Here is a 25,715-nt window from a genome sequence, read left to right on the forward strand (position 1 = left end):
TGATGAATCCACCGCTCTTTTTTGTGGAATAAAATAGGGTGAGTGTCCAAAGAATCTGCGTATATGCTCATAGCACTCGGAAAACTGCTCATAAACTCCATAGCGCTTCTCTTTTAGTGTAGAATGGACAGTAGCTTATGTAGTGAAAGTAGGAAATTTAGTGAGACCGTTTATTATAACTGCGTTGATCGCGATTGTTTCAGGGGCTTTATTTGAAGCTGTCGGCATGTTTTTGCCTTGGCTGCTCGGACCAATGTTCGTGCTCTTGATCTTAAATCAATTTACAAAACTGAAATTTTACTGGCCGAAATTTTTGAAAGTAGCGGGGCTCGTGCTTCTCGGCGTCCAAATCGGTTCGTCATTTTCACGGGAAGCGGTCTTTTTGATGTGGTTTGATTTGCCGTTCATGGCATTTCTCACACTTTCCGTTGTCGCACTTTCTTTACTTCTCGGCCTGCTTTTCCGCAAGATGGCGAATGAAACCTTGGCGACGAGTCTGCTTGGTTCCATGCCAGGGGGCTTATCGCAAATGGTTGTCATTTCGGAAGACGTCAAGTCCGCGAACGTCACCGTCGTCACGATGATGCAGACGTTCCGTATCCTATTGGTCGTCACAATTGTGCCGTTTTTGACAGTGTTTTTAAATGGACGGGAAGCGGGCGAAATCCTCTCGCAGGAATTTTCGTTCGCACCGGGCCATTTCTTTTTGGCGATTGCTGCGGGAATCCTGATTTACTTCGGCATGAAAAAAATCGGATTCCCGGCAGCGGAAGTGCTCGCACCCATCCTGACGATGGCGGGCATGCAGACGATTACGGGGGAAGTGCTCGTTGAAATGCCGTATTGGCTGATTGCCATGGCGCAAATTTTCATCGGGGCGAACTTGGGCCTTCAAATGGAGCAGGTTCGTGAAAAGATGAACATCCGCCTGGGTGCAGCTATTGTGGTGAACAATGTGCTGCTGATCGTTTTCTCAACTGTCATCGCGTTCCTGTTGACGAGCTGGCTTCCAGGATATCTGTTCCTCGACTTCTTCTTGAGTGCAGCGCCAGGGGGCATGGCGGAAATGGCGATTACAGCGCTTAATGCTGGAGCGGACGTGGCGCTCATTACGAGTTTTCATTTATTCCGCCTGTTCTTTATCCTGCTCGTTGCATCTCCGATTGTGGCCGTTATCGTGAAAAAGCTTGACGCTAAAAGCGCAAATTGAGTACAATGAATTCAAGTAAATAATTAATGCGTTGATGAGGATAGTAAAATGTGCGTGCATTTCAGAGAGAAGGCCGAGTGGTGAAAGGCTTTCATGAACAAGCATTTGAATGTCACCTCGGAGCAGTTTCCGTGAAATTCGAGTAGCGGGGACCGGATGTGAAATCCGTTATCGAACTTGAGAGCCAGGTTTCTTTAACTTGCGCATAAAGGTGGTACCGCGAACAACTCCTTCGTCCTTTTCAGACGAAGGGGTTTTTTTGTTTTCTAAATAACTTTTAAAAGTTGAATTAGATAACTGCAGCAGCCGATATTCCGCAAAACAGCTACGCTTTCCGCGGGCTCGCGCTAAGCTAACTCAGGCTATACGCCCGAGTGGATCTCAGCACTTCGCTGGTCCCGCAGGAGTCTCCGCTGTTTTGCTCCATATCAAGGCATCCCTTAGCGCCGGCGCGTCCAGGGGCTAGGCGGAGCAATAAGACGAGTGCTCTTCTCGGCTTATTGTGTGAGCCATGCCCAAAGCGCCGAAGCGATTTGTAACAGCTAATACTTTAGTTCAACATATGTGGTCATGAAAGTTAATAATTCTTTCATTATTAGTTATGAAAACAACGCGCCACGCTCAAGTCCGTACTTTATTTTAAAAGGAGGAATTTCAATGACTGAACAAATGCCGACAAAGTATGATCCGCAAGGGATTGAAAAAGGCCGCTACGAGTGGTGGATCGACAACAAATTTTTTGAAGCGAAACCGGAAAGTGGCAAAAAACCGTACACGATTGTGATTCCGCCGCCGAACGTTACGGGGAAATTGCACCTTGGGCACGCATGGGACACAACGCTGCAGGATATCATGACGCGCATGAAACGCATGCAGGGGTATGATGCATTATGGCTGCCGGGGATGGACCACGCCGGAATTGCGACGCAGGCGAAAGTGGAAGGGAAATTGCGTGAAGAAGGCAAATCCCGCTACGACCTTGGACGCGAGAAATTCCTGGAAGAATCATGGAAATGGAAAGAAGAATACGCTGGCCATATCCGTGAACAATGGTCGAAACTCGGCCTCGGGCTTGACTATTCCCGCGAGCGTTTCACGTTGGATGAAGGTTTGTCGGATGCAGTTAAAGAAGTATTCGTTAAATTGTATGAGAAAAAACTCATCTACCGCGGCAAATACATCATCAACTGGGACCCGGCGACGAAAACCGCCATTTCCGATATCGAAGTTATCTACAAAGATGTGCAAGGCGCGTTCTACCATATGCGCTATCCGCTCGCTGACGGCAGCGGGCATATCGAAATCGCGACAACGCGTCCGGAAACGATGCTTGGCGATACAGCGGTCGCGGTTCACCCGAAAGATGAGCGCTACCAGCACTTGATCGGCAAGAAAATCATTCTTCCGATTGTTGGGCGCGAAATGGAAATCGTTGCGGACGATTACGTGGATATGGAATTCGGAAGCGGTGCGGTGAAAATTACGCCTGCCCACGACCCGAATGACTTTGAAATCGGCAATCGCCACAATCTTGAGCGCGTCCTGATCATGCACGAAGACGGCACAATGAACGAAAACGCCGGCAAATACGAAGGGCTCGACCGCTTCGAATGCCGTAAGCAAATCGTCAAAGACCTGCAGGACATGGATGTTTTATTCAAAATTGAAGAGCATATGCATTCGGTTGGACATTCCGAGCGCAGCGGCGCGGTTGTAGAACCGTACCTGTCGACGCAATGGTTCGTAGATATGAAGCCATTGGCACAAAAATCGGTGGATCTTCAAAAAGGCGAAGAAGGCGTAAACTTTGTGCCGGACCGTTTTGAAAAGACGTACCTTCACTGGATGGAAAACATCCGCGACTGGTGCATTTCCCGTCAATTGTGGTGGGGCCATCAAATTCCCGCCTGGTATCATAACGAAACCGGTGAAATTTACGTAGGCATGGACGCACCAGCGGACGCTGAAAACTGGACGCAGGACGAAGACGTTCTGGATACCTGGTTCTCATCTGCCTTGTGGCCGTTCTCGACGCTTGGCTGGCCGGATGCAGATAATGAAGAACTGAAACGCTACTACCCGACAGACGCACTTGTAACCGGCTATGACATCATCAACTTCTGGGTTTCGCGCATGATTTTCCAAGCGCTTGAATTCACGGAAGAAAAACCGTTTAAAGACGTATTGATTCACGGCCTCGTTCGTGATGCGGAAGGGCGAAAAATGTCGAAATCGCTTGGCAACGGGGTAGATCCGATGGACGTCATTGCCGAATACGGCGCGGATTCGCTTCGCTACTTCCTGGCAACGGCTTCAAGCCCAGGGCAGGATCTCCGCTTCTCGATGGAAAAAGTGGAATCGGTTTGGAACTTTGCGAATAAAATCTGGAATGCTTCCCGTTTCGCATTGATGAACATGGAAGGCATGACGTATGAGGAAATTGATCTTTCCGGCAAACGGTCAGTCGCCGATTCATGGATTTTGACACGTTTGAATGAAACCATCGAACAAGTAACACATCTTGCAGAACGCTACGAATTCGGTGAAGTAGGGCGTTCGCTTTACAACTTCATTTGGGATGATTTCTGTGACTGGTACATCGAGATGGCGAAATTGCCATTGTACGGGGAAGACGAAGAAGCGAAGCGGATGACGCGTTCGGTTCTTGCATATGTACTCGACAACACAATGCGCCTGTTGCATCCATTCATGCCGTTCATTACGGAAGAAATCTGGCAGAACTTGCCGCATCAAGGCGAATCGATCACGATTGCTGCTTGGCCGGTTGTGGATGACTCCTTGACCGAAGAAAGCCAGTCAACGAACATGAAATTATTGATGGACATCATCACAGCAGTGCGCACAATCCGTGCAGAAGTGCAGTCGCCGATGAGCAAGAAAGTGCCATTGACGATTTCGGCTAAAGACGAAAATACGCATAATGTCTTGACGACGAATGCAGCGTATATCGAGCGTTTCTGCAACCCGGAAACCTTGACGATCGGGCAATCAATTGCAGCGCCGGAAAAATCAATGTCCGCTGTGGTATCGGGAGCAGAACTCTTCATGCCGCTTGAAGGCTTGATCGATGTTGACGCAGAACTTGCGCGCCTTCAAAAGGAACTTGAGAAATGGGCGAAAGAAGTGAAACTCGTTCAAGGCAAACTGTCGAACGAACGCTTCGTTTCCAAAGCACCGGAAGCGGTAGTGGCGGAAGAACGCAAAAAAGAAGCCGACTACTTGGAGAAGCACGCAACTGTTGAAAAACGCATCGAAGAATTAAAAAATCTATAATAGCTAAAAGCCGGCGATCCTAGAATCTGAGGGTGGCCGGCTTTTTTGTGTTTTATTGACACTACTCGGCTCTTTATCGACACTAAATCACTTTCTATCGACAACTGATCCAATCCGAGCAAATAAAAAAAGCCTGCAAGCAACAAGTTTTCATCAAAAACGGAAGTAAGGGGTGCTTAGTTAGCCATCCACACCCGATTTCCATGTGCTATTGACACTACTCGACTCTTTATCGACACTACCCGAGTTTCTTTCGACACTCATCGGAGTTCAATTGACACGATGGGAGTTTCTTCTGACACTAATCGAGTTTCAACTTCAATTGTGTCGGCCTTTGCCAGAAAAGCGAAATAAAAAAGCCCGCTTTATTAGCGAACTTCCATCACACGCGAAAAGGGGCGTCTTTCTCCAATTTCTGAAGATGCTGCATCAACAATTCCACAAGAATCTCTTCATGCGTTTAAGAATACAGCCATGCGCCAATTTTGAAACTAAAGAAGAGGGGAGCAATGGCGATGAATTAGCTGCAGCCGAATACCACATAAAATAAAAACGCTCCTGAAAAACTTCAGGAGCGTTTTTATTACTCAGCGATTTTAACAATCGGTTTGATGGTCGAACCGCTTTTTGAATCCTCGAAGGCTTCGTTGATCTGTTCAAAATCATATACTTTCGTCAGTTTGTCGAACGGGAACAGGCCGCGCTTAAAATAATTCACGAGCTGCGGAATGAAAACTTGCGGGATCGAGTCGCCTTCGATTACGCCCATCACGGTTTTCCCTTCTGCCATGATGTCGTTGTGGACATCAAAAGTCATTTCTGGTGTCACTCCGACGATTGCACAAGCACCGAGTGGGCGAAGCGAATGGATGGCTTGTTTAACGACCGGAGGAACACCGGTCGTCTCTACTGCATAATGCAGGCCGCCGCCCGTAATTGCCTTGATCTCTTGAACGACATCCACATTTTTGCCTTTCAGTATGTGAGTGGCGCCAAGTTCCTTCGCCAACTCCAGCCGGTTGTCGTGGATATCGACCGCTATGATGTTGAGGCAGCCTGCAATTTTCGCGGCCATGATAGCACTCAATCCGACGGCACCGCTGCCAAACACAGCAATAGAAGAGCCAAATTCCGGCTTCAAGCGGTTCAATACCGTCCCGGCACCTGTCTGAATTCCGCATCCAAGCGGGCCGAGGAGGGTCAAATCCACTTCTTTGTCGACTTTGACGACATTCCGCTCATTGGTCACCGCGAATGTACCGAACGACGACTGACCGAAAAACGTTGAAACCGCATGGTCGTGATGGTGAATCCGGTTTGTGCCGTCCTGCATCTTTCCGCCAAAGTTCAAATCATTAAAATTCAGGCATACCGTCGGATGGCCGGTCAGGCAATTCTCGCAATGGCCGCAATAGGCAAACGACAAAACGACATGGTCGCCGGCCTCAATCGTCGTAACTGCTGACCCGACTTTTTCCACAATGCCCGCTCCTTCGTGGCCGAGCACCGCCGGAAAAGGCGATAAACCCAAATCCCGGGCAACGGCATCTGTGTGGCAAACGCCAGTCGCCACGATTTTCACCAATACTTCATGGTCTTTCGGTTCGCCAAGTTCCACTTCTTCTAATGTGAAATCTTCACCCAACCCGTGCGTCACTGCTGCTTGAATCTTCATTGAATCCCTCCTGGCATTTTTTGTTCACTTAGTAAGATACCCGCTTTCATAACAGAATAGTCATTCTATAGGACAATCAACTCCGTCCCTGCAATTTCCCCTGTCCCATAAAAAAAGTCCGCAAGCAGCGGACTTTCATAGCGGGCGAAAAGGGGCATCTTTCGCCAATTTCTGAAGATGCTGCACCAATAACTCTGCAATATTCTCATCGTGCGTTTCATAAAACGAACGGGCACCGACCGGATCTTCAATTTCATTGAACACATGCCGTCCGTCCGGCAATAAAAGAAAATCAACGCCGATGTAATCGCTTTTCAATGCACGGGCAATTTTCAAGACGTCCTGTTCCTGCGCCGCAGAAAGGATGTATTTCTCCGCTTTGCCGCCGAGCGAATAATTCGCTTTGAACGAATCCGCAGAACTCCGCTCCACGGCACCGGCTACTTCGTCTCCGATGACATAAGCGCGGACATCCGCTCCATGTTCAATAACGGGCTGGAAAATCGAAGCTCCGTCGGGAATTTCATCCGTCGAGTGAACCAGTTCAACGCCAGTGCCGCCATGGCCGTCCGCTGTTTTCGCCACACACGGAAATTCCATCGCTTCCCGGTAAGTTGGAATGACAGGCACTCCCATCAATTGCATGAACTGATACGACTGCCACTTGTCATTGGCGATCCGGTTCACTTCAGCGCGGTTGACCAAGCGAATTTTTTGGTCCTCCAATAACCGTGCAGCAGAAGGGCGGCGGACCCTGAACAGAACGAGCGAACCTTCAAGCTTTTCGGCAAGCTTACCCAATCCTTCATTCGACCAATCGTCCCAGCACATGAGCTCAAAACTGCCGAAATTCTGCAGCTCATCGATAAATCCTTTATTGCGCTGAGCATCCGCTGTTTCGTATAAAAGAATCATTTCAAGTCCTCCAATATGAATGCGATCATGGCATCCGCCACATTAATGCCCGTGACATTCAGGATATTGCGGATATGGGCAGCCGCATTCACTTCACAGACGAGCGGCTGTTCCTGTTCATCAAACAGCAAATCGACGCCGGCAAAAACTGCACCGACTGCATTGGCTGCATCCAGCGCAAGTTTCCGCTGCGCTTCGGTCAAGTCAACCGGAGAAGCGGTGCCGCCGTTAGTGATGTTCGCCCGGAAATCCGTTTCGGAGTGGCGGTACATTGCGGCGACGATTTCACCGCCGACCACATTCACGCGAATGTCGCGTCCGTGGCTCGATGCAATAAATTCCTGAAAGACGAAATCGATGCCGCGAAGCGATTCCACTTTTTCATAAAACTCCGCTTCTGTTTCGATTAGATAGACTTTCATGCCAAAGGAGCCGTGGCCTTCTTTGATGATCATCGGCAGTTTCAAGGCATCGATCACGCGTTCGAAATAACCGGATTCCAGAATCGAGAAATTCGGATAGACTTTCGGCGCGACAATGGTCCGCGGCATCGGAAGGCCACGAGACGCAAGCTCGATATACTGCTTCGCTTTATTGTCGCAAAGGTCGATGATCGCCGGGTCATTGTAGACGGGCACTCCGCGGCTTTTCAGGAAATAGCCAAGCAAAATGTCTTTGTCGAGAAGCACCGCAAAATCCGGAAGATCGGATGGGAGAGACAAGTCCATCATCGCCTCGTAATTTTTCATGATTGTGGCGGATACACCTGCGTGTTCCGCCGCATCGGCTGTTAAGCGGGCTTGGTCAGCGAATTTATCGGAGACCAGACTTCCGTTATAAATTACCCAACATGTTGTCATTTCCAGTTCTCCTTCATGGTATAATTAATCTTAAAAAAAGTGTATCACGTTTAACGGAGAAAGAAGGGTAAAAATGATAAATGGACTCGATGCCTACAAGAAGAAATGGAACATCCAGACAGAAGCTGCTATCAAACCCGGCCTGCATGCCATCACGGCTGCTTTAAAAGAATTAGACAACCCTCATCAAAAAGGGACTTTCATACATATTGCCGGAACCAACGGCAAAGGCTCGACTGCCACTTTCCTGGCAAGCATCCTGCGTGAGCACGGGTTATCGGTCGGCAATTTCTTCTCCCCGGAAATTGAAGATCTCCATGACCAAATTCAGATCAACGGAGAGCCGATTCCAGAAGAAGAAATGGACCGCACGATGAACCGGCTCGCATCTCTCCGGACGCCGCTGACGGATTTCGAATTGCTGACGGCTGCAGCATTCCTGGTATTCAGTGAACATCCGCTTGACGCCGTGATTATCGAAGCAGGGATGGGCGGACGCTTCGACAGTACGAATGTCATCGATCCATTCCTTTCAATCATTCCGTCTATTTCGATGGAACATACGGCTTTTCTCGGAGATACACTGGAAGAAATTTCTTGGCATAAAGCTGGGATTATCAAAAAGTGGAAACCCGTCGTTGTCGGCAATCTCCCAGAAGCCGCAATGGCAGTAGTAAATGAAAACGCTGACAAACTCCATTCCGAAGTCATCAAAGCTAAAGAGCCGATTACGGTGGAATTAAAACTGAAAGGGGAGCATCAAATCCGCAACGCCCAACTTGCGGTGGAAGCAGCGAAGGAAATCTTGCTGCTGACATTCGACCAGGAAAAAGCGAATGCCGGGCTATCGAAAGCAAGCATTCCTTTTCGCTTCGAAGAACTTTATCCGGGATTGGTTTTGGATGCTGCGCATAATGTTGAAAGCGTCGAAGCGCTGATCCAAACGGTGAAAGAACAATTTCCGACAAAAGAAATTCACTTTGTGGTAGGAATTTTAAAAGATAAGAACTATAAAGAAATCTTGCGAAAACTGGAAGCGATCAGCGATCAGTTCACGTTTATCTCGTTCGAAAGCGAGCGTGCATTGGAAGCTAATACTTTATTTGAAGAAAGTAGAAGTAAAATAAAGACAATTCAAAATCAATATGATATATTACCTGTACAAGGTATAAACGTCATGACAATAGTCACGGGTTCAATGAATTTATTGTCAATTCTACGGAATGAAAAATTTAAGGTATTTGCTAACTATAAAAGCGCCGCCCGCTAAGGGTTTAGCCTTAATTCGCGCAAAATCAGCTAGGGAGAAGATGCTATGCCGAATTCAAACAACAGAAGAACAGTTCTTTGGGCATTGTGGCTATTGATCGTTCTGCCTGGATTTTATTTGATCATCCATTATTTCCCGCCTCCGGAAATTGATCCATGGAACCTTTTTGCCTTCATCTTATTTTTCGTATTGATGTGTTTAATGCCCATGAACATCAACGGAGCATCGACTTTTCTCGTTCAATGGGTGACCGTCGCTGTATTCTTGAAATATGGCATTGTCGTAGAATTGTTCATTTCCCAGCTGACGATGCTGGTGGTGCTGTTCAGAAGCCGGACAGATGAACCGCAATCCCTTCGCATCCCGTTCAATTCGATCATGTTTTTCCTGATTTCCTGTTTAGCGGGTATGGCATTTATCTTGGCCGGCGGGGAAATTGGATCGGTCAATCTGGTCCATATCATCGTGTTCGGTTTAATTTTCCAAATTGTTTCAGTTGTTGCCAATCAAGTGATTTTTTACATTTACGATCAAATTACCGGCACGCCGAATAAATTCTTTTCCATTGACGCCATCTGGGATTTTGCGCTGACGTTGTGCGTGTTCCCTTACGCTATTGCCCTTTATATTACAGAAGCTTATATCGGCAGTGCGGCTCTCGTGCTGCTCGGCATTCCGTTCTTCATCATGACAGCGGTCATGAAAATGTACAACAGCTCGGAACAAGTCAACATCGATTTGAAAAAAGCAGGGGAGATCGGCCATCAGCTGGCTGCCCGGCTGTCAACGGACGAAGTGCTCGACCAATTCGTTCTTCAAGTAGCAGATATGTTCAAAAGCGATTACGCCTATGTCATCGACTACCGTGGCGGCGAATTGATCATGCTGCGGATGTTTGAAAATAATGAATTCATCAAATTGGACATACCGGCAGTCCGCTACAATAAAGGCATTGCCGGAAATGTCATCGTCACGAACACACCGGTCGTCTACGAGAAAAAGAGCCAGTGGAATGAAATTGTCACCGGTTATATCCCAGTGGATGCGGAAAGCATCATGTGTACACCGGTCGCCCGCAACAATAAAATCGAAGGCGTGCTCGTGCTCGCTTCGAAGAAAAAATATGCGTACGTCAGCCACCAGCTGCAGATTCTCGATATCTTGAGTACGTATTTCGCCGTATCCCTCGAAAAAGCAGGCTACGTCCAAAAAGCGATTGCGAAGAGTGAGCGCTGCGGCTTAACGAAATTATACAATTACCGTTATTTAGATGAAGCACTTGAAAAATGCATGAACAAAGTCAAATCCGGCGAGCTCGAAAAACTCTCGCTCGTGATGATGGACATTGACCACTTCAAGAGCATCAACGACACATATGGCCACCAAAGCGGCAACGATATCCTGATCGAACTTGCAAGGCTGCTTGAAGCAGAGGTAGGGGAGGAAGGGACTGTTGCCCGCTACGGCGGCGAAGAATTCGTCGTGCTCTTCCCGAATTACGGCAAAGACCTGTCGATGTTATTTGCAGAATCTTTGCGCAAGAAAATCGAAAAGCATCCATTCCGGATCAAAACCGATCTAGGTGCGGACCGGAGCATCCAAGACGTCCATATCACCTTAAGCATCGGCGTCTCTACTGCACCAGATGACAGCGACGAACCGAATGCGCTGATCCGCAATGCGGACCGGGCGTTGTACATTGGGGCGAAGCAGGCTGGGCGGAATAAGGTTGCGGCTTATGTGAAATAGAAAAGAGTGGAACTCCTAAAACTCAGGAGTTCCACTCTTTTTAGTAGCTGCGGTCTTTTTCGAGAGGCGGGTCAACTTTGTAGATGACCGGCTCTTGCTGTTTTAAATCGGAATAGGTGGAGATGATTTCTGAATCGTAAATAACCTGTAAGCGAGAATCTCTAGTTTGCTGTCCATTTACATTTTCAAAATAATCAGCTCTATTTGGAATTTGATAAGATCCCGTGAAGAAAGTATCTTTTGCTCGGCCGCGAATTGCATTTAATACAATTTTTCTGGCAGAAATTCCACCATCAATCTTAATATTCGACCCTACTCCAAACATCTCAAAATCTTGTTCCGTATAAAAGAATCCCTTGATGTAACTCGGAGCATCTTGGTTGACCGAGTTGTTGGAAATTTTAATATTTCCTTTGGAAAGAATAATCAGGGAGCCTCTTTTGCCGGAACTAAGGCTTTTTCCATTGATCCGAGAGTATTCAATCGTTACGCTTCCATTAACGTATAGGAGTACGTTGCTAAGTAAATCGGCACCTTTAATAGTAACATTCCCATTAACATAGATTGGGCCATCTAATGTAATAGCCGAATAATTACTAACATTTTCAGAAGTGCTATTATTTCCGATCAAAAGATTCCCGTTTACATACATACCGCTTTCAAATGTTGAATTTGTATCTAGAAAAGTTGCGCTTCCGTTTGTTGAGACTTGTTTGAATTTATTGGTGCCTTTAAAAGTGAATGTTCCGCTATCGTCATAGTAATTAACATAATCATATTTACTACAGAACCACCACCAACCATCGACACATACTCTCTCGCTAAATGTATAGCTAAGGAATACTTTTGAAGAAGGCTTGTTTATTCCGTTTATCGTTTTGCTGCTTCCAGCATCTAAGTTTTCGGCACCAGCACTTGTACGGCTATATTCAAAATTTGCTTTTTGAGTTGTAATACCGATCGGACTTCTAACTGGCTCCCTAGAAACCAAATCTGGAGCGAATCCAGGCCGAAACAAATCGTCAATATTGCTCTTTTCTGAATAACCATTAGAAGTAAAGTTGGTTAATGCAATATGACTTGAATAAGTAGGGCTATGAGTAAAGAAATAAGCTTTCTTGCCAAGAAATAACCGAGAAGAATCCGTACCAGGAAGAGGAATAGCTGAAGGCGCTAGACTCGGAATCCATCGATCGCCGCCCAATTGAGCATAACCATTCGAGCTGGTTACGATGTTCCCGTCCACTTTCACATCTCCTGTAATATCCACTCCGCCATGCATCAGCAAATTTCCTTCTCCCGGTTGAAAACCATCTGAACTGTCAATATTGGTGCCAACTGCATATCTTAAAGCTTCAGGGGCAGTTTCAGCTCCAATTTCAATTTTGCTGACCAGCTCTCTATTGGATTTGCCTGAAGTTCCAATACTTTTAAAAGTAACCAATTTCTTTAATGGGTTTACTTCATTTTCTTCCGTAATGCTATCAACATAGGAATCAATGCAAACTTTATAAGAACCAGTTGTAGATATGGTAGCTGCAGAATTAGTTGCTGTACATCTGTATTTATCCAAAACTCTTTCAAGCTGAAATAGAAAGTCGGTTCTTGGGACTCCATTGGCACCTAAATATTTGGTAAGATCATCATTTATTTGGGTCGTCATTAGATCAATGCCTTTTTGAGATAAATCTGCGGATTGTGTAATATCTTCTCGAACTTCGTTTTTATTTCCACCATTAAAAGTGAACATCATCAGGGTAGCACCTAAAATACTAAACACAACTAATATCAACAATGTAACAAGTAAAGCGTAACCTTTCTGCTGTTTCAGGTATTTCATCAATGACGCCCCCTGCCAGTTAAATGAATTCCATTTTGCATGACCATTATAATTTATCCTCAATTATTGAAATAGTATTTTTAAAATCCATTTGGTGGGTTCTTCCTTTTACAGTAGTTTCAAGTGTGAATTTGATAGTGAATTCAACGCCATCTCTGGTATTGATATTGGCGATATTTGAAAGGTTGCTTGAAGAGGTGCATGGTACGGGAACAAATTTCACATTTGCATTATTAAATCTTACTGGCTGGCCCCGTATAATTACTTCTTTATTCAATACGCCTGTTTTGTATGAAGACCCGTTGCTTTTAGTTACGCTTACTTCTGAATTTACAAATCCATTTGTGCAAGAGTTGACTAATTTTGCCTCTGTTTTTTTCATCACATAGAAATCTGAAATGTAATTCGCCATGATTAGATCGGCTTCATCCCGAAGTTCGGTTTCAACTTTGACCCGGTTGTAATTGTTATACCCCTGGAAAAGAATTGAATACGCTAAGGTACCGATAATACTCATGATCACTAATGTAGCTAAAACTTCGACTAAAGTAATGCCATTTTCATTATTAGGTTTAAGGCTTGACATAAGGCAAATATCCTTCCACAGTACTGGATAAATTTGAACTTGGAGACTTAGCAGTCACGGAGACATTATAAATAGATAAATTTAATTCCGAAGTGTTTTGAGTAAAATCAATGCTTATCAAATAATTCTTCCCATTAATGGTTTCTGTACGGGTAAAGTCTACACCGCTCTTTAATGTAGTAGGGGGGAATGCATAACCAGTATTTTTAAAATAAAGAACAGGATCTGATTTCAAGCGTTCCAAGTTTGCATCCGCTAGATTAATGATTACTAATTTTTCGCTATTGGTGACCGCTAGTTTATTCGTAGTTCCAAAAAGAGCCATAAATCCCATTAGAACAATAGAAATTAATACAACTGCTGCTAATACTTCTACTAAAGTTAATCCTTTTTCATTCTTCATAAAGCACCTCGTCTATCTATTGGACAAATATATTTGGAACTAAATACCTATTTCGGTGATTTTTTTTTGCTTCTACAGATATATATAACATTTTTCCCTTCGCTAATCTATATCATGGGACTTTATTTTGCAATAAAAATATTTTCGTCTAGGAGGCAAGAACTACTTTCATCTGTAACAATTATCTTGTATGATAACAAGTGATTAGTAGTAAACTCAACCTAAGCGCTTTACTTCATTTTACATTTTATCAGGTGAATAGCGAGTTTTAGTAGAATAATCATTGTTTTGTCGATTTAAAATCAATTTCAATTTTTTTCAACTTATACAGGAGGTTCGTTATGGTTCGTATTTTAATTTTAATTATCTTTGCGGCAATTGTTTTTGCATTAGCTTATACCTTATTCAAAGCAATCCCGATGAAAAAGAAAATGACGATTTTAGTAGGAGCGGTGACAGCGGCAGCAATCGGATTGATAATGCAAAATTACATGCCATTTTATATGTCGCTGCTTGCGATAGTGGCAATTTCTTTGATGGCGTCATTAATTTATATGAAGCAGTTAGAAAAAGCGCAATTGGAGAAGGTCAAACAGTCTGAAGAACGCCGGGCAGCTCGCCAGAAATTCCTTTCACGTCAAAGTAAAGTGAATTTGGTTAAGGATGATAATCAAGATCTTGCCAAAGCGTCTGGGATGGACAGCATGAATCCGAAGCGGAGGGAATCGTAAGATGGACAATAAAGTTTTTGGGACTACATTTTTAGCGATTATCCTTTCAGCCTTTTTATTCTTCGGCGTTGCAAATGCAGGGGCTTTGGCTGTAGATAAATGGTTTTTTCCAGTCGAAAAATTTGGCGACAATACGTATATCGGTGCAACGGATGTTTCAAATATGGAAGTTACTGAAGCCAAACAACTATTTGCTGGCCGAGTGGAATCCTGGAAACAGTCCGCTCAGCTCATTGTCACGTACCAAGATGCAACAGCCAACTATCCATTGGATAATGCAGAGATCCTATTGGACGAAACAGTCCAACGTGCTCAAAGCAGTTCGCAAAACAATTTCGTGTTCGAATTATCGGATGCTACGACACAAACTTTTTTGGCGGAGCAGTTTCCTTCTGCAGTATTTTCCAATGAAGAAATTCAAAGCGTGACGGCTAAATTAGAAGAAAGCCTCCATAACGGACAAGCAGAAACCCGCATCACGATCAGTGATGACAATTTAAGTGTCGAACGCGAAGTCGTTTCTTCCGTTTCGTTCAACCATAATTTAAAAAGCAAAGGCGCACAGGCAGCATTGGCTGCGTTGAACGGTTTCCAAATTGCGCCGAATGCCCAGTTCTCGCTTATTGGCTTCTTAGATGAACAAGACCTCCAGCAAGTTTCGGACGAGGAGCTGACAGAAATTGCTTCGGCGATTTATAGAGTGGTGCTGCAATCAAATTTCATTATTGATGAACGGAGCATCGGTACGAAAACGCCTGCTGCTATTCCTTTAGGCCAGGAAGCGGCAATCAATCGAGCATTAAATGTCGATTTTGTATTTACGAATCCGAATGACAGCAGTTTTATCTTGAATATCGGAACAAACGGAGCGGCAATAGAAGCTTCAATGACCGGGTTGCCGTTTGTCTACTCGTATTCCGTTCAGATTGGTGAACAAGAAGAAGTAAAACCTCGTTTAATCAAACAATATAGTGCGTTCGTGTCGAATGGATCTACGGTGAAAGAACCTGGAGCGGATGGAGTCCGCTTGAATGTCAGCCGTTTGATTTTAGCTCAAGGAGAAGAGCTTGAAATTGAACCGATTTCAACCGATTTCTATCCGCCAACACACCGGATTGAAGTCTATCCTTTAACTTCAACAGAAGTGGTTCCAGAAGGTGGAGAAATTATAGATCCAGCTACTGGCGAAGTCACTACTCCAGGAAGCACTGATTCGACTCCAGGCGATACAGTAGATCCTTCTACAGGAACGGATGGAACGGGTTCATCTTCAGGGGATACAGGAATTGATGGATCCGGCTCTTCAACAGATGGCAGCCAAACTGGCGGCAATGGTGCGGCCAGTGGTTCTGAAAATAACAATAGTGGAACTGGGAACACGGGCAACAGTAATAACGCTGGTGGTTCAGAAAACAATAACTCGACTGGGGCGGGCAATAACGGCTCCGCACCAACTTACGATAAAGGCGGAAATATCATTAATCCTTAATAGCTTTGAGGGGGAGTAGACTTGGCAATCGTACGCAAAAGGCTAGGCGATATTTTAATTGAGCAAGGCTTGCTCACAGACGAAGATTTAAAAGAAACGTTAAAAGCAAAATCGGCTGACCAGAAATTAGGGGATGCTTTACTGCAGCGCGGTCTAGTAACCGAACAGCAATTGATCGAAACGCTCGAAGTTCAGCTCGGCATTCCGCACGTCACTTTGTTCCGCTATCCATTTGATCCAAATCTTTTCAATGTAGTGCCAAAGGAATTCGCAAAGCGCAATTTACTGGTGCCTTTAAAAACTGAAGGCGATAAATTATTTGTCGCGATGACAGATCCGATGGATTTTATTACAATCGACGATCTTCGCTTGACGACCGGCTTCCAAATTGAGCCGGCCATCGCTTCGAAAGATGATATCTTGAAGACAATTGCGAAATACTACGATGAAGAGTCGTACGATGAAATGCTTGGAGAAATGCCGCAAGTTACCCAGCAGCAACAAGAAGAACTAAGCGATCTGGATGCGCCGATTGTCCGGTTAGTAAACCAAATTCTTTCCAGCGCAGTGGCACAAAAAGCAAGTGATATCCATTTTGATCCGCAGGAAAGCCGGATTTTGGTCCGCTACCGCATTGACGGGGCGCTTCGTACGGTTCGGACATTGCCGAAACAGATGCAGGGAATGATTACTGCCCGCATCAAAATCTTAGCCAATCTGGATATTACAGAAAGCCGCATTCCGCAAGATGGACGGATCAAGTCGACTGTCGACTTCCGTCCGATCGATTTACGTGTTTCATCTCTGCCCACAGTTTACGGCGAAAAAGTGGTTATGCGGATTTTGGATTTGAGCAATAATTTGACCGATATCTCGAAGCTTGGATTTAATGAAACGAATATGGAACGCTTTATGCAGGCGATCGAAAAGCCGAACGGCATCATTTTAATTTCTGGTCCGACCGGGTCAGGTAAATCTTCTACGCTTTATGCCGCATTGAATAAATTAAATGCAGAAGAAGTGAACATCATTACCGTTGAAGATCCGGTTGAGTATCAATTGGAAGGCATTAACCAGATTCAAGTGAATACGAATGTCGGTTTGACTTTTGCCGCTGGGCTCCGCTCGATTCTTCGCCAAGATCCGGATATCGTCATGGTAGGAGAAATCCGGGATAAAGAAACAGCGGATATTTCGATCCGGGCTTCTTTGACCGGTCACTTAGTTTTAAGCACAATCCATACGAACGATTCAATCGCCTCCATTTCACGTTTGATGGATATGGGTGTAGAGCCGTTCTTAGTGACGGCTTCCTTAAATGCCGTTGTGGCCCAGCGTTTGATTCGGCGCGTTTGCCGCGACTGCCGCGAAATCCAGCCGGCGACTATGCGTGAAAAAGAAATTTTTGAAAAACGCGGATTCGACATCGATATCATTGCTCGTGGCCGAGGTTGTTCCCAGTGCAATATGACTGGATATCGCGGACGGATGGCGATTCACGAAGTACTAGTTGTGGACGAAGCCATTAAAGACGTGATTAACAGAGGCGGTACGGCAGCTGAAATCCGGGAAATTGCCAATAAAAACAAAACGATCTTTTTGATCGACGATGGCTTAATGAAAGTAAAGGAGGGCATGACAACGACAGAGGAAGTAATGCGCGTTGCCATGATTGACTAATTATGCCAAATGACTATATTAATAAAGTATTAACTGCTGCCCAGGAAAAAAATGTATCGGATATTCACATCACAGTCGGAATTCCGCCAGTCTTTCGGATGCACGGAACGCTTCAACGCTTCGGAGACGAAAGCATCACACCGGAACTTTCTAGAGAAATCGGCAAAGCATTAATTCCTGAAAAGTTATGGGACGTTTTTCTTGATAAAGGGGAAATGGACTATTCCTACTCGTTGCCTGGCGTTGCCAGATTCCGGGTTAATTCCTTCCAGCAGCGTGGTTCGATTTCGCATGCGTTCCGGATGATTCCGACCGGCATTCCGACAATTGAAGATTTGAATATGCCGCCGACCTTAAAAAATTTGGCTGAAATCAACCAAGGGTTGATTTTGGTGACAGGGCCTACGGGATCTGGCAAGTCGACGACGCTCGCAGCCATGATTCGCCATATCAATGAAAAAATGAATAAGCACATCATAACGCTGGAAGACCCGATAGAATATTTGCATCAGCACGGGACGTCAATCATTGACCAACGGGAAGTCGGTTTTGACACAGGCAGTTTTGCAAATGGTTTGCGGGCGGCATTGCGCCAGGATCCAGACGTCATTTTAGTTGGCGAGATGCGTGATCTTGAAACTATTTCAACAGCGATCACTGCTGCCGAAACGGGCCACTTGGTCATGGCGACACTCCACACGTCGAGTGCCGCGTCAACAATTGAACGGATTATCGACGTCTTTCCGCCGGAACAGCAATCCCAAGTGCGCACTCAGCTAGGCGGGGTGTTAAAAGCGGTCATTGCACAGCGTTTGCTGCCGACTGCGGATAACAAAGGACGCGTCGCCGCAACGGAGATTATGATTAATAATACGGCCATTGCCAATTTGATCCGCACGGAAAAAGTGCACCAAATTCCGAATGTGATCTTGACGAACCGTTCTGCCGGCATGCATATGATGCTGACCACGATTCAAAACTTGCTTTCGCAAGGGAAAATTTCCCGTCAGACAGCTCAGCCTTTCCTGGAAGGGGAGGAATAGAGGATGGCACGTTTTAAATATGAAGGCCGTGACCGGAAGAAAATCCGTTCTGGGGTTGTAGTAGCTGCTAGCCGGCGTGACGCAGTCGAGCGGTTGCGTGACGAAGGCATCAAAGTGATCGATATCCGGGAAGTCCAAGCGACCGCCCTTCAAAAAGATGTTGTGATCGGCAATCCAGTAAAACGGGACCAGTTTATTATGTTTCTTCGCCAGTTCTCGACGTTGATGAGAGCGGGCGTAACGATTGTTGATGCCGTTCGCATCCTTTCAAAGCAAGTCGATTCCAAACCGCTGCGGAAAACATTAGTGGAAGTGGATGAAGAGCTTCGAAAAGGGAATACGCTATCAGATTCTTTGGCAAAATATCCAAAGATTTTTGAACCGCTGACGATCAATTTGGTTCGAGCAGGGGAGATGTCAGGTAACATCGATGAATCTCTTGACCGTCTGGCCACTCATTACGATAAAGCCTACCAAACAAGGCAAAAGGTAATTTCTGCTATGACGTATCCTGCAGTTGTAGGATTCTTGGCAATAGGTGTCGTAATCTTCCTCCTATCTTCAATCGTACCAATGTTTGTCGATATGTTTGCGAGTTTTGGCGGCGAATTGCCATGGATTACGCAATTCGTTATGACAGCCAGTGACTTCGTCATCGGCTATTGGTATATTCTCGTGCTGGCTGTAGTCTTGATCATCGCTACATATTGGCTGATGAGAAAGAGCGAAGCAGGAAATATGCTTTTAGATAAAGCAGTTTTGCGAGTGCCCATTTTCGGCAACATCATGAAAAAATCTGCTTTAGCGAGACTCACGAGAACGTTGAGCTCCTTATTCTCCAGTTCTGTGCCGATCCTTCAAGCGATGACGATGACTGAAAAAGTTGTAGGAAATGCGGTCATGTCGAAAGTGCTCTTGTCCGCGAGAGACTCGCTTGAGCGGGGCGGCTCTTTAACAGAGCCTATGAAGAATCACTGGGCGTTTCCGCCACTGATTCCTCATATGATTTCAATCGGAGAACAAACAGGTTCACTCGATCATATGCTTGAAAAAGTGGCTGAGTTTTATGAGAAAGAAGTGGAGCAGGAAACGGACCGGTTAAAAGCATTGATCGAACCGTTAATGATTGTCTTCCTGGCATTGCTTGTCGGGACTATAGTCCTTGCTATTATGATGCCGATGTTTGGTATGTTTGAAAACATAGACAATATGTAGGGACAAAAGTTCTTTTTGAATGTAAATTTTTTATAAATTTTTATGATTTTACTATTGTGTATTTTAGTTCTATTGATATAATAAGATTGTGCTTGAGAAAGTGCTAAAATAACCATGTATGGGGGCAAACGCCGATGAAAAAATTCATCCAAAACAAATTAAAAGATCAAAAAGGTTTGACGTTAATCGAGCTTTTAGCAGTAATCGTAATTATCGCTATTATTGCTGCAATTGCGATTCCGGCAATTGGTAATATCATTGAAAATAGTCGTGTAGGAGCAGTTAAGTCTGATGCTATTAATGTATTAAGTGCAGCAACTTTATATGAAACAGATGGTAATAAAGCTGGAACGGACGGAACGGTAACAGTTACAGCATTAAAAACTGCTGGTTATTTAGATGATTTAGGAGAAATACCTGGTGCAGCTACAGTTCATATTGCTAATAAAACAATTAGCGGAACAGCAAATGTTACTGGTGCAAAAGTTGAATTTAAAACTGCTAATAAAGCAACTATAAATAGTATGCCTAATAATCAAAGTGGTACTTTTACTCCAACAAGTGGGACAGGAACTATTGAAGTAACTCGTTAATTTGAAGATGATTATTAAAGAATTTAGGAGCTGAAAAAATGGCCTTATCGTTTTTATCGAGAAAAGCTCGAGTCGCAACCATTACTATAGAAGAAGACGCAATCCGGCATGTGGATATCAAGTCGGCTTCGCCGCTAGAGTTGAGCTGTGCGGAAGAGATGGATCTTCCGCAAGGTATCATCGAAGACGGCAAAATTGTGGATAGCGATGCGCTCGAATCGATTCTCGATAAGGCTGTTGATCAGTGGGGTCTCTCTAAGAAGTCAGTCCGATTCCTCGCCCCTGACGAATTCGTTATTATCCGCAAAGTGAATTACCCCGAAGATATTGAAGCCGATGAATTGAAAGGCCACTTTTTCATTGAAATCGGCTCTACGCTTTACCTTCCGTTCGAAGATCCTGTATTCGATGTTGTGCCTTATGAATCGGATTCGGAAGAACCGGAAGCAATCATCATTGCCTCAAAAGAATCGGTGATTTCCGATTATGAACGCGTATTTGACCGGGCAAAACTTGATCCGGTTGTAGCGGATATTACGCCGCTTGCCTTATACCGCCTTGGGTTTTTGCAACATGATTTCCAGAAAGACGAGCACATCATGTTAATCGATATCCAGTCGACAAAAATGACCGTCTCGATTTTCCATGAACATTATCCGTTATTCATGCGTCCCGTGGAATTTGATGCATTCGGCGGTTTAGTTTTGGATACTGAAACAATCACGTCTATCATTGAAACCGAATCCGAAAAGTTAGCTAATTTTTATCGCTACAACATGAACGGCGGAGAAGCCGGCATTACGCATATCGTCTGCAACGGGGAGTTTGAAGACTGGTTTACGTTCCAGTCTCGCCTCGAAGAGCGGTTTGCGGTGCCTGTTACGCCGCTCGTCATTGATCCTATTCCGTCCGATCAGTTGAAAAGTGTACCTGTACGCTTCAATCGTGCGATCGGTCTCGCATTGAAAGAGGTGTAAGCATGCTGGTTGATATCAATTTATTGCCGCAAAAGGAACGGGACCGTCCCGCTTTCCTGATTGCGGCACTTTCGATTTTATTGGTAGCTGTCATTATCTGGGCGGTTCTCTTTTTCATGGCTCGCGCTAATACAGCTGAACAATCCGATTATTTGGCACAAAGCGAACAAATTGCAGCGGAGCAAGCGATTTTGCGTGCGGATATCGAGCAGACTTCAGGTTTGAATGAAGAACAGCAATTGCAGGCAACCGTCGATTGGGCGGTTAACTATCAATACGATACCGTTCCGTTATTGGATGAACTGGTGTCGATCTTGCCTGAACGCGGATTTTTCAATAGTTTTTCTTACATAGCACCTAACCAGGCGACGTTGACGTTGCAATTTGATACGACGCGGGAAGCCGCTTATTATTTGACGCAATTAAAAGCATCTGACTTGATCGCTTCTGCGACCTTGGATTCTGTAGCGAATCAAGCCGTGGAAACGGCGGTAGTTGAAGGGGAAGAAGTCCCGGAAGATCCAATTCTTGAAAATCCGCGCTATTTGGCGATATATACAATCAGTTTTGTCGATGAGCGCATTCCGGCAGAAGGAACGGCAGAAGGCGAATTGGTGGACGGCGAAGTCGTTGCACCGCCGGCAGAAGAAGTTCCAACTGAGACAGCACCAGTAGAAGAAACGCCTGTAGAAGAGGCGCCAATAGAAGAAGCACCGGCAACTGACACAGATGCCGTTCCGGCTGAAACGGAGGGGGATTTGCGATGAGCAGTTTGACTCGGAGACAAAAAGAAATGGGCCTTGTGGTCCTGGCTGTAGTATTCCTTCTCGCTTTAGCCGCTTATTCCTATTTTGGCATTTATATGCCTGCCCGCGACGCGAAACTGCAGGCTGAGCAATTATTGTCATCAGAACGTGAAGTGCTGATGGCGCTTGAGACGCAAGTAAAATCAAAGCCGGTCGGCGAAAAAATCAGCATCTCAGACTTGCAGCAAAAAGTTTCAGTGGAACCGTTGACGGATTTGATCCTGTTGCAAGTGGAACAAGCTGAATTGATTTCGGATACACTTGCTCTATCGATCGCATTTACGGAAGGGCCGCTTGAATTGCTGCAGCCGGTTGAAGGCGTCGAGAATATCCAGGAAGTGCTGACGACGGTGGAAATCGAAGCAGCGGATTACGGCAGCATCCTGCGTTTTATCCGTGAAATCGAAGCGATGGATCGCATCATGATCATCGATGCCATCGATTTTGGCGCGAACCCGGAAGTGACACAAGTTACGGAAGAAGAAGAGACGCTAACCGCATCACTCACTTTCTCGGCGTTTTACCGTCCGGATTTAATCGCTTTGCAAGATACGATGCCGAAAGTGGCGGTACCGGCTCCTGCTGGAAAAAGCAATCCATTGCCGCAAAATGACGGGACGGATTTAGAGCTGGAAACGACGGCGCCTGAAGCGGTCGAAGTGCCAGCTGCAGATTCAGTTCCTCCGGCAGACGCGGAAGAAGAAAGCACAGACGTTTCAAAAATTGATACACAAGACAGCTTCCAAGTGGCCGGCCTTTCTGAGCAGATTCATCAGATCAAGGCCGGCGACACGCTTTCTGCGATTTCCCTCGAATATTTCGGCGACGCCGATAAAGTAGCGGAACTGCAAGAAGCGAATGGACTGGACAGCACGCTGATTTTAACGGGAAACCAATTAATCATTCCTGAACTTACATAAAAAAGAGATAATGGACGAAGAGCCTAGCGCTGGGCTGTTTCGAATGTTAAATTCCTTAGATGGGAAATAAAACGGTTGTTTCCATAAAAAAGTGGATTCGGCTTATTTGCTATGCAATAAAGGATGAAAGGGGCCGCTATGACAATCACCTATACTGTGTTTTCGTTTATTTTCGGACTGGTTTTCGGTTCTTTCTTTAATGTGGTGGGCCTGCGTGTGCCGAAAAAGGAATCAATCGCGTTTCCACCTTCCCATTGCACCAACTGCAACCGCCAATTGACGGCGCTTGATCTTGTCCCGGTATTTTCCTATCTCTTCCTGCGCGGCAAATGCCGTTCGTGTGGGGAAAAGATCCACTGGGTTTATCCGCTGATGGAATTCATCACTGCGGTGTTGTTTGCGTTCTCTTTCTGGGTGTTCGGGTTGACGCCGGAACTTCTCATCGCGATTCTTTTTGTCTCGCTGCTGGTCATCATCACGGTTTCGGATATTGCGTATATGCTCATTCCGGACCGGGTTTTGCTGCCGTTTGCGATTCTGTTGCTCGTGCTCCGCTTCTTCATTCCGCTTGATCCGTGGTGGGATTCGATCCTCGGCGCCGTTATCGGGTTTCTTCTCTTGTTTTTGATTGCGGTCGTTTCAAAAGGCGGGATGGGCGGCGGCGACATCAAATTATTTTTTGTCATCGGCTTGGTGCTCGGGACAACGGGGACGTTGCTGACGCTGTTCCTTGCGTCATTGATCGGAGCGATCGCCGGGATTTTCCAGCTGCGCATGAGAGGAGCGGGGCGCAAGACGCCGGTGCCATTCGGCCCGTCGATTGCGCTCGGTGCGCTGATCGTCTATTTCTGGGGCGAACCGCTCATTGATTGGTATTTCGGATTTTTAGGATGAAGCATGCGCTTCATCCTTTTTTCTTTGCCTCAAAATAAAGTTTTGAAAGCTGCCAGATAGGCAATAAAGAAAAATTGCTAAGGCAAATCCCGTTTTTGATTCCGTCCATCGCCTTAAAATTCATTTTTTACATTCCGGTGAAATTTTCCAAACCGAAACATTTTCGGTATGATGCTAAAAAAGGAGGAATTTGAAATGAAATTCAAAACCAATCAGCCCATCGTCTTGGCGTCTGCATCGCCGCGGCGGAAAGAATTATTGGAAAGCCTTGGCATTGACTTTGCGATCATCCCGAGCAAAAAAGCGGAGCCGGCTCCGGAGCATTTCAAGAGCGCAGTGGAATACGTGGTGGAGTGTGCGCTTCAAAAAGCGAAAGAGATTGCAAAAGTTACGCCTGAATCCGTCGTGATCGGCTCGGATACGGTGGTGGTGCTTGGCGGGAAAGTATTGCTGAAGCCGAAAGACAAAGAGCAGGCTCGGAATTTTCTGGAGCGCTTATCCCGGAATACGCATGAAGTCGTTACGGCGCTCGCAATTATAAAGGGAGAGGATGAGCAAACTTTTTACGAGACGACGGAAGTGACATTCTATGACTTGGACAGATCATGGATCGAAGCCTATATCGGGACGAGCGATCCGTATGACAAGGCAGGCGCTTACGGCATCCAAACGGCGTCCGGGTTATTCGTCAAAGAAATTAAAGGCGATTACCAAACGGTTGTCGGCTTGCCGGTTGCGAGCCTTGCCCGGAAGCTGGAAGCGTCCGGCTATATTTCGCTCGAAGGGAGCCATGTCCATGCTGACTTCTGAACAGCCGTTGATGATCCGGGACGTCCATGCGCAGGACCGGCCGCGCGAGCGGCTGGTCAACCAAGGCGCCATGAGTTTGTCGAATCAGGAATTGATTGCAATTTTGCTTCGCACCGGAACGAAGCAGGAATCCGTTTTACATCTCTCCAACCAGGTGCTCCTCCATTTTGAGCATCTCCATCATTTAAAAGATGCAACGATCGAAGAAATGACTTCCATTAAAGGCATTGGCCAGGCGAAGGCTGTTCAGCTGCTCGCCGCCATTGAGCTTGGCCGCCGTTTATCCTCCAAACAAACCGACACAAAATATACCATTCGTTCCCCAAAAGATGCCGCCTCTTATTTGATGGCGGATATGACATCCCTCAAACAAGAACATTTCGTGGTTCTTTTTCTCAACATCAAAAACCAAGTCATGCATAAGCAGACCGTTTTCGTCGGCAGCTTGAATGCGAGCATTGTCCATCCGCGTGAAATTTTTCGCGAAGCGGTGCGCAGATCGGCCGCTTCCATCGTCTGTGCCCATAACCACCCTTCCGGAAACCCGGCGCCTTCACCGGAAGATATCGCCGTCACGAAGCGTTTGGTGGAGGCTAGCAGCATTGTCGGAATCGAACTATTGGATCATATCATCATCGGTGACCATCAATTCATTTCTTTGAATGAAAAGGGCTATATGTAACACTGTTGTTTTCTTTGCTTTTCAGCTATAATGAAAGGTATTGTGTTAACACTATGGCTTTTTGGCATATAAA

At 45.7% G+C, this 25,715-nt stretch carries 22 protein-coding genes and 1 other annotated feature; of the genes, 16 read left to right on the forward strand and 6 right to left on the reverse strand.

Annotated elements, in window-relative coordinates:
• Window positions 1-160: 160 nt before the first annotated feature.
• Together MTR82_RS08845 and MTR82_RS08850 are read left to right on the forward strand one after the other, a co-directional pair.
• Window positions 161-1,210, forward strand: a complete 1,050-nt coding sequence (locus MTR82_RS08845; protein WP_246808749.1) for an AbrB family transcriptional regulator — start codon at window positions 161-163, stop codon at window positions 1,208-1,210.
• 22 nt (window positions 1,211-1,232) lie between these two features.
• Window positions 1,233-1,453 (forward strand) — a binding site (T-box leader).
• 414 nt (window positions 1,454-1,867) lie between these two features.
• Window positions 1,868-4,504, forward strand: a complete 2,637-nt coding sequence (locus MTR82_RS08850; protein WP_279577039.1) for a valine--tRNA ligase — start codon at window positions 1,868-1,870, stop codon at window positions 4,502-4,504.
• Window positions 4,505-5,087: 583 nt separating this feature from the next.
• Here the strand turns inward: MTR82_RS08850 and MTR82_RS08855 are convergent.
• The 3 genes from MTR82_RS08855 to MTR82_RS08865 all read right to left on the reverse strand — a co-directional run bounded on the left by MTR82_RS08855 (window position 5,088) and on the right by MTR82_RS08865 (window position 7,954).
• Window positions 5,088-6,179 carry an NAD(P)-dependent alcohol dehydrogenase gene (locus MTR82_RS08855; RefSeq protein WP_246808750.1) on the reverse strand — a complete coding sequence of 364 codons (1,092 nt, stop codon included), beginning with the start codon at window positions 6,177-6,179 and terminating at the stop codon, window positions 5,088-5,090.
• 135 nt (window positions 6,180-6,314) lie between these two features.
• Window positions 6,315-7,094, reverse strand: a complete 780-nt coding sequence (locus MTR82_RS08860; protein WP_246808751.1) for an ATP-grasp domain-containing protein — start codon at window positions 7,092-7,094, stop codon at window positions 6,315-6,317.
• Entirely contained in the window at window positions 7,091-7,954 is an 864-nt protein-coding gene (locus MTR82_RS08865; protein WP_246808752.1) for an ATP-grasp domain-containing protein, read from the reverse strand. The genes MTR82_RS08860 and MTR82_RS08865 overlap by 4 nt, the downstream gene beginning before the upstream one ends.
• Window positions 7,955-8,027: 73 nt before the next feature.
• On the opposite strand from MTR82_RS08865, the gene MTR82_RS08870 reads away from it, so the two are divergent.
• Complete coding sequence (locus tag MTR82_RS08870) at window positions 8,028-9,224, forward strand: bifunctional folylpolyglutamate synthase/dihydrofolate synthase (RefSeq protein ID WP_246808753.1); 1,197 nt, start codon at window positions 8,028-8,030, stop codon at window positions 9,222-9,224.
• Between the two features lie 45 nt (window positions 9,225-9,269).
• Entirely contained in the window at window positions 9,270-10,973 is a 1,704-nt protein-coding gene (locus tag MTR82_RS08875; RefSeq protein ID WP_246808754.1) for a sensor domain-containing diguanylate cyclase, read from the forward strand.
• A 40-nt stretch (window positions 10,974-11,013) separates the two neighbouring features.
• On the opposite strand, the gene MTR82_RS08880 is transcribed toward MTR82_RS08875, so the two are convergent.
• Genes MTR82_RS08880 through MTR82_RS08890 form a run of 3 tightly spaced genes read right to left on the reverse strand, consistent with a single transcriptional unit; the run spans window position 11,014 to window position 13,802 of the window.
• Window positions 11,014-12,813 (reverse strand): hypothetical protein, encoded by a 1,800-nt coding sequence (locus tag MTR82_RS08880; RefSeq protein WP_246808755.1) that lies wholly within the window; start codon window positions 12,811-12,813, stop codon window positions 11,014-11,016.
• 46 nt (window positions 12,814-12,859) lie between these two features.
• Window positions 12,860-13,399, reverse strand: a complete 540-nt coding sequence (locus MTR82_RS08885) for a PulJ/GspJ family protein (RefSeq protein ID WP_246808756.1) — start codon at window positions 13,397-13,399, stop codon at window positions 12,860-12,862.
• A complete protein-coding gene (locus MTR82_RS08890) occupies window positions 13,386-13,802 on the reverse strand; it encodes a prepilin-type N-terminal cleavage/methylation domain-containing protein (RefSeq protein ID WP_052651879.1) in 417 nt (138 codons plus the stop codon). The genes MTR82_RS08885 and MTR82_RS08890 overlap by 14 nt, the downstream gene beginning before the upstream one ends.
• Before the next feature lie 341 nt (window positions 13,803-14,143).
• Between MTR82_RS08890 and MTR82_RS08895 the strand changes: the two genes are divergently transcribed.
• The 12 genes from MTR82_RS08895 to radC all read left to right on the forward strand — a co-directional run bounded on the left by MTR82_RS08895 (window position 14,144) and on the right by radC (window position 25,642).
• Entirely contained in the window at window positions 14,144-14,533 is a 390-nt protein-coding gene (locus MTR82_RS08895; RefSeq protein WP_246808757.1) for a hypothetical protein, read from the forward strand.
• A 1-nt stretch (window position 14,534) separates the two neighbouring features.
• The gene (locus MTR82_RS08900) at window positions 14,535-16,022 is read left to right on the forward strand and encodes a VanW family protein (RefSeq protein WP_246808758.1); all 1,488 of its coding nucleotides are present in this window, start codon (window positions 14,535-14,537) and stop codon (window positions 16,020-16,022) included.
• Between the two features lie 21 nt (window positions 16,023-16,043).
• On the forward strand, window positions 16,044-17,702 hold the full coding sequence (locus tag MTR82_RS08905) for a GspE/PulE family protein (RefSeq protein WP_246808759.1): 1,659 nt from the start codon (window positions 16,044-16,046) through the stop codon (window positions 17,700-17,702).
• 2 nt (window positions 17,703-17,704) lie between these two features.
• The gene (locus MTR82_RS08910) at window positions 17,705-18,745 is read left to right on the forward strand and encodes a type IV pilus twitching motility protein PilT (protein ID WP_246808760.1); all 1,041 of its coding nucleotides are present in this window, start codon (window positions 17,705-17,707) and stop codon (window positions 18,743-18,745) included.
• A gap of 3 nt (window positions 18,746-18,748) precedes the next feature.
• Window positions 18,749-19,960 carry a type II secretion system F family protein gene (locus MTR82_RS08915; protein ID WP_246808761.1) on the forward strand — a complete coding sequence of 404 codons (1,212 nt, stop codon included), beginning with the start codon at window positions 18,749-18,751 and terminating at the stop codon, window positions 19,958-19,960.
• 134 nt (window positions 19,961-20,094) lie between these two features.
• Window positions 20,095-20,553, forward strand: coding sequence for a prepilin-type N-terminal cleavage/methylation domain-containing protein (locus tag MTR82_RS08920; RefSeq protein ID WP_246808762.1), 459 nt, complete (start codon window positions 20,095-20,097; stop codon window positions 20,551-20,553).
• Between the two features lie 38 nt (window positions 20,554-20,591).
• The gene (gene pilM / locus MTR82_RS08925; RefSeq protein WP_246808763.1) at window positions 20,592-21,530 is read left to right on the forward strand and encodes a type IV pilus biogenesis protein PilM; all 939 of its coding nucleotides are present in this window, start codon (window positions 20,592-20,594) and stop codon (window positions 21,528-21,530) included.
• A 2-nt stretch (window positions 21,531-21,532) separates the two neighbouring features.
• On the forward strand, window positions 21,533-22,297 hold the full coding sequence (locus MTR82_RS08930; RefSeq protein ID WP_246808764.1) for a PilN domain-containing protein: 765 nt from the start codon (window positions 21,533-21,535) through the stop codon (window positions 22,295-22,297).
• On the forward strand, window positions 22,294-23,256 hold the full coding sequence (locus MTR82_RS08935; RefSeq protein WP_246808765.1) for a LysM peptidoglycan-binding domain-containing protein: 963 nt from the start codon (window positions 22,294-22,296) through the stop codon (window positions 23,254-23,256). Before MTR82_RS08930 ends, MTR82_RS08935 begins: the two co-directional genes overlap by 4 nt.
• 138 nt (window positions 23,257-23,394) lie before the next feature.
• The gene (locus tag MTR82_RS08940; RefSeq protein WP_246808766.1) at window positions 23,395-24,150 is read left to right on the forward strand and encodes a prepilin peptidase; all 756 of its coding nucleotides are present in this window, start codon (window positions 23,395-23,397) and stop codon (window positions 24,148-24,150) included.
• Between the two features lie 195 nt (window positions 24,151-24,345).
• Window positions 24,346-24,960, forward strand: a complete 615-nt coding sequence (locus MTR82_RS08945; protein ID WP_246808767.1) for a Maf family protein — start codon at window positions 24,346-24,348, stop codon at window positions 24,958-24,960.
• Window positions 24,947-25,642: a RadC family protein gene (gene radC, locus MTR82_RS08950; protein WP_279577040.1), complete on the forward strand. Its 696-nt coding sequence runs from the start codon at window positions 24,947-24,949 to the stop codon at window positions 25,640-25,642. Before MTR82_RS08945 ends, radC begins: the two co-directional genes overlap by 14 nt.
• The last annotated feature ends 73 nt before the right edge of the window (window positions 25,643-25,715 follow it).

Source organism: Planococcus ruber (assembly GCF_022819085.1).
GTDB classification, from domain to species: Bacteria; Bacillota; Bacilli; order Bacillales_A; family Planococcaceae; genus Planococcus; species Planococcus ruber.

Coding starts and splice junctions, on each gene's coding strand:
- MTR82_RS08850 (WP_279577039.1), top strand. CDS start 1,868: ATGACTGAACAAATGCCGACAAAGTATGATCCGCAAGGGATTGAAAAA.
- MTR82_RS08855 (WP_246808750.1), bottom strand. CDS start 6,179: ATGAAGATTCAAGCAGCAGTGACGCACGGGTTGGGTGAAGATTTCACA.
- MTR82_RS08860 (WP_246808751.1), bottom strand. CDS start 7,094: ATGATTCTTTTATACGAAACAGCGGATGCTCAGCGCAATAAAGGATTT.
- MTR82_RS08865 (WP_246808752.1), bottom strand. CDS start 7,954: ATGACAACATGTTGGGTAATTTATAACGGAAGTCTGGTCTCCGATAAA.
- MTR82_RS08870 (WP_246808753.1), top strand. CDS start 8,028: ATGATAAATGGACTCGATGCCTACAAGAAGAAATGGAACATCCAGACA.
- MTR82_RS08875 (WP_246808754.1), top strand. CDS start 9,270: ATGCCGAATTCAAACAACAGAAGAACAGTTCTTTGGGCATTGTGGCTA.
- MTR82_RS08880 (WP_246808755.1), bottom strand. CDS start 12,813: ATGAAATACCTGAAACAGCAGAAAGGTTACGCTTTACTTGTTACATTG.
- MTR82_RS08885 (WP_246808756.1), bottom strand. CDS start 13,399: ATGTCAAGCCTTAAACCTAATAATGAAAATGGCATTACTTTAGTCGAA.
- MTR82_RS08890 (WP_052651879.1), bottom strand. CDS start 13,802: ATGAAGAATGAAAAAGGATTAACTTTAGTAGAAGTATTAGCAGCAGTT.
- MTR82_RS08895 (WP_246808757.1), top strand. CDS start 14,144: ATGGTTCGTATTTTAATTTTAATTATCTTTGCGGCAATTGTTTTTGCA.
- MTR82_RS08900 (WP_246808758.1), top strand. CDS start 14,535: ATGGACAATAAAGTTTTTGGGACTACATTTTTAGCGATTATCCTTTCA.
- MTR82_RS08910 (WP_246808760.1), top strand. CDS start 17,705: ATGCCAAATGACTATATTAATAAAGTATTAACTGCTGCCCAGGAAAAA.
- MTR82_RS08915 (WP_246808761.1), top strand. CDS start 18,749: ATGGCACGTTTTAAATATGAAGGCCGTGACCGGAAGAAAATCCGTTCT.
- MTR82_RS08920 (WP_246808762.1), top strand. CDS start 20,095: ATGAAAAAATTCATCCAAAACAAATTAAAAGATCAAAAAGGTTTGACG.
- pilM (WP_246808763.1), top strand. CDS start 20,592: ATGGCCTTATCGTTTTTATCGAGAAAAGCTCGAGTCGCAACCATTACT.
- MTR82_RS08930 (WP_246808764.1), top strand. CDS start 21,533: ATGCTGGTTGATATCAATTTATTGCCGCAAAAGGAACGGGACCGTCCC.
- MTR82_RS08935 (WP_246808765.1), top strand. CDS start 22,294: ATGAGCAGTTTGACTCGGAGACAAAAAGAAATGGGCCTTGTGGTCCTG.
- MTR82_RS08940 (WP_246808766.1), top strand. CDS start 23,395: ATGACAATCACCTATACTGTGTTTTCGTTTATTTTCGGACTGGTTTTC.
- MTR82_RS08945 (WP_246808767.1), top strand. CDS start 24,346: ATGAAATTCAAAACCAATCAGCCCATCGTCTTGGCGTCTGCATCGCCG.
- radC (WP_279577040.1), top strand. CDS start 24,947: ATGCTGACTTCTGAACAGCCGTTGATGATCCGGGACGTCCATGCGCAG.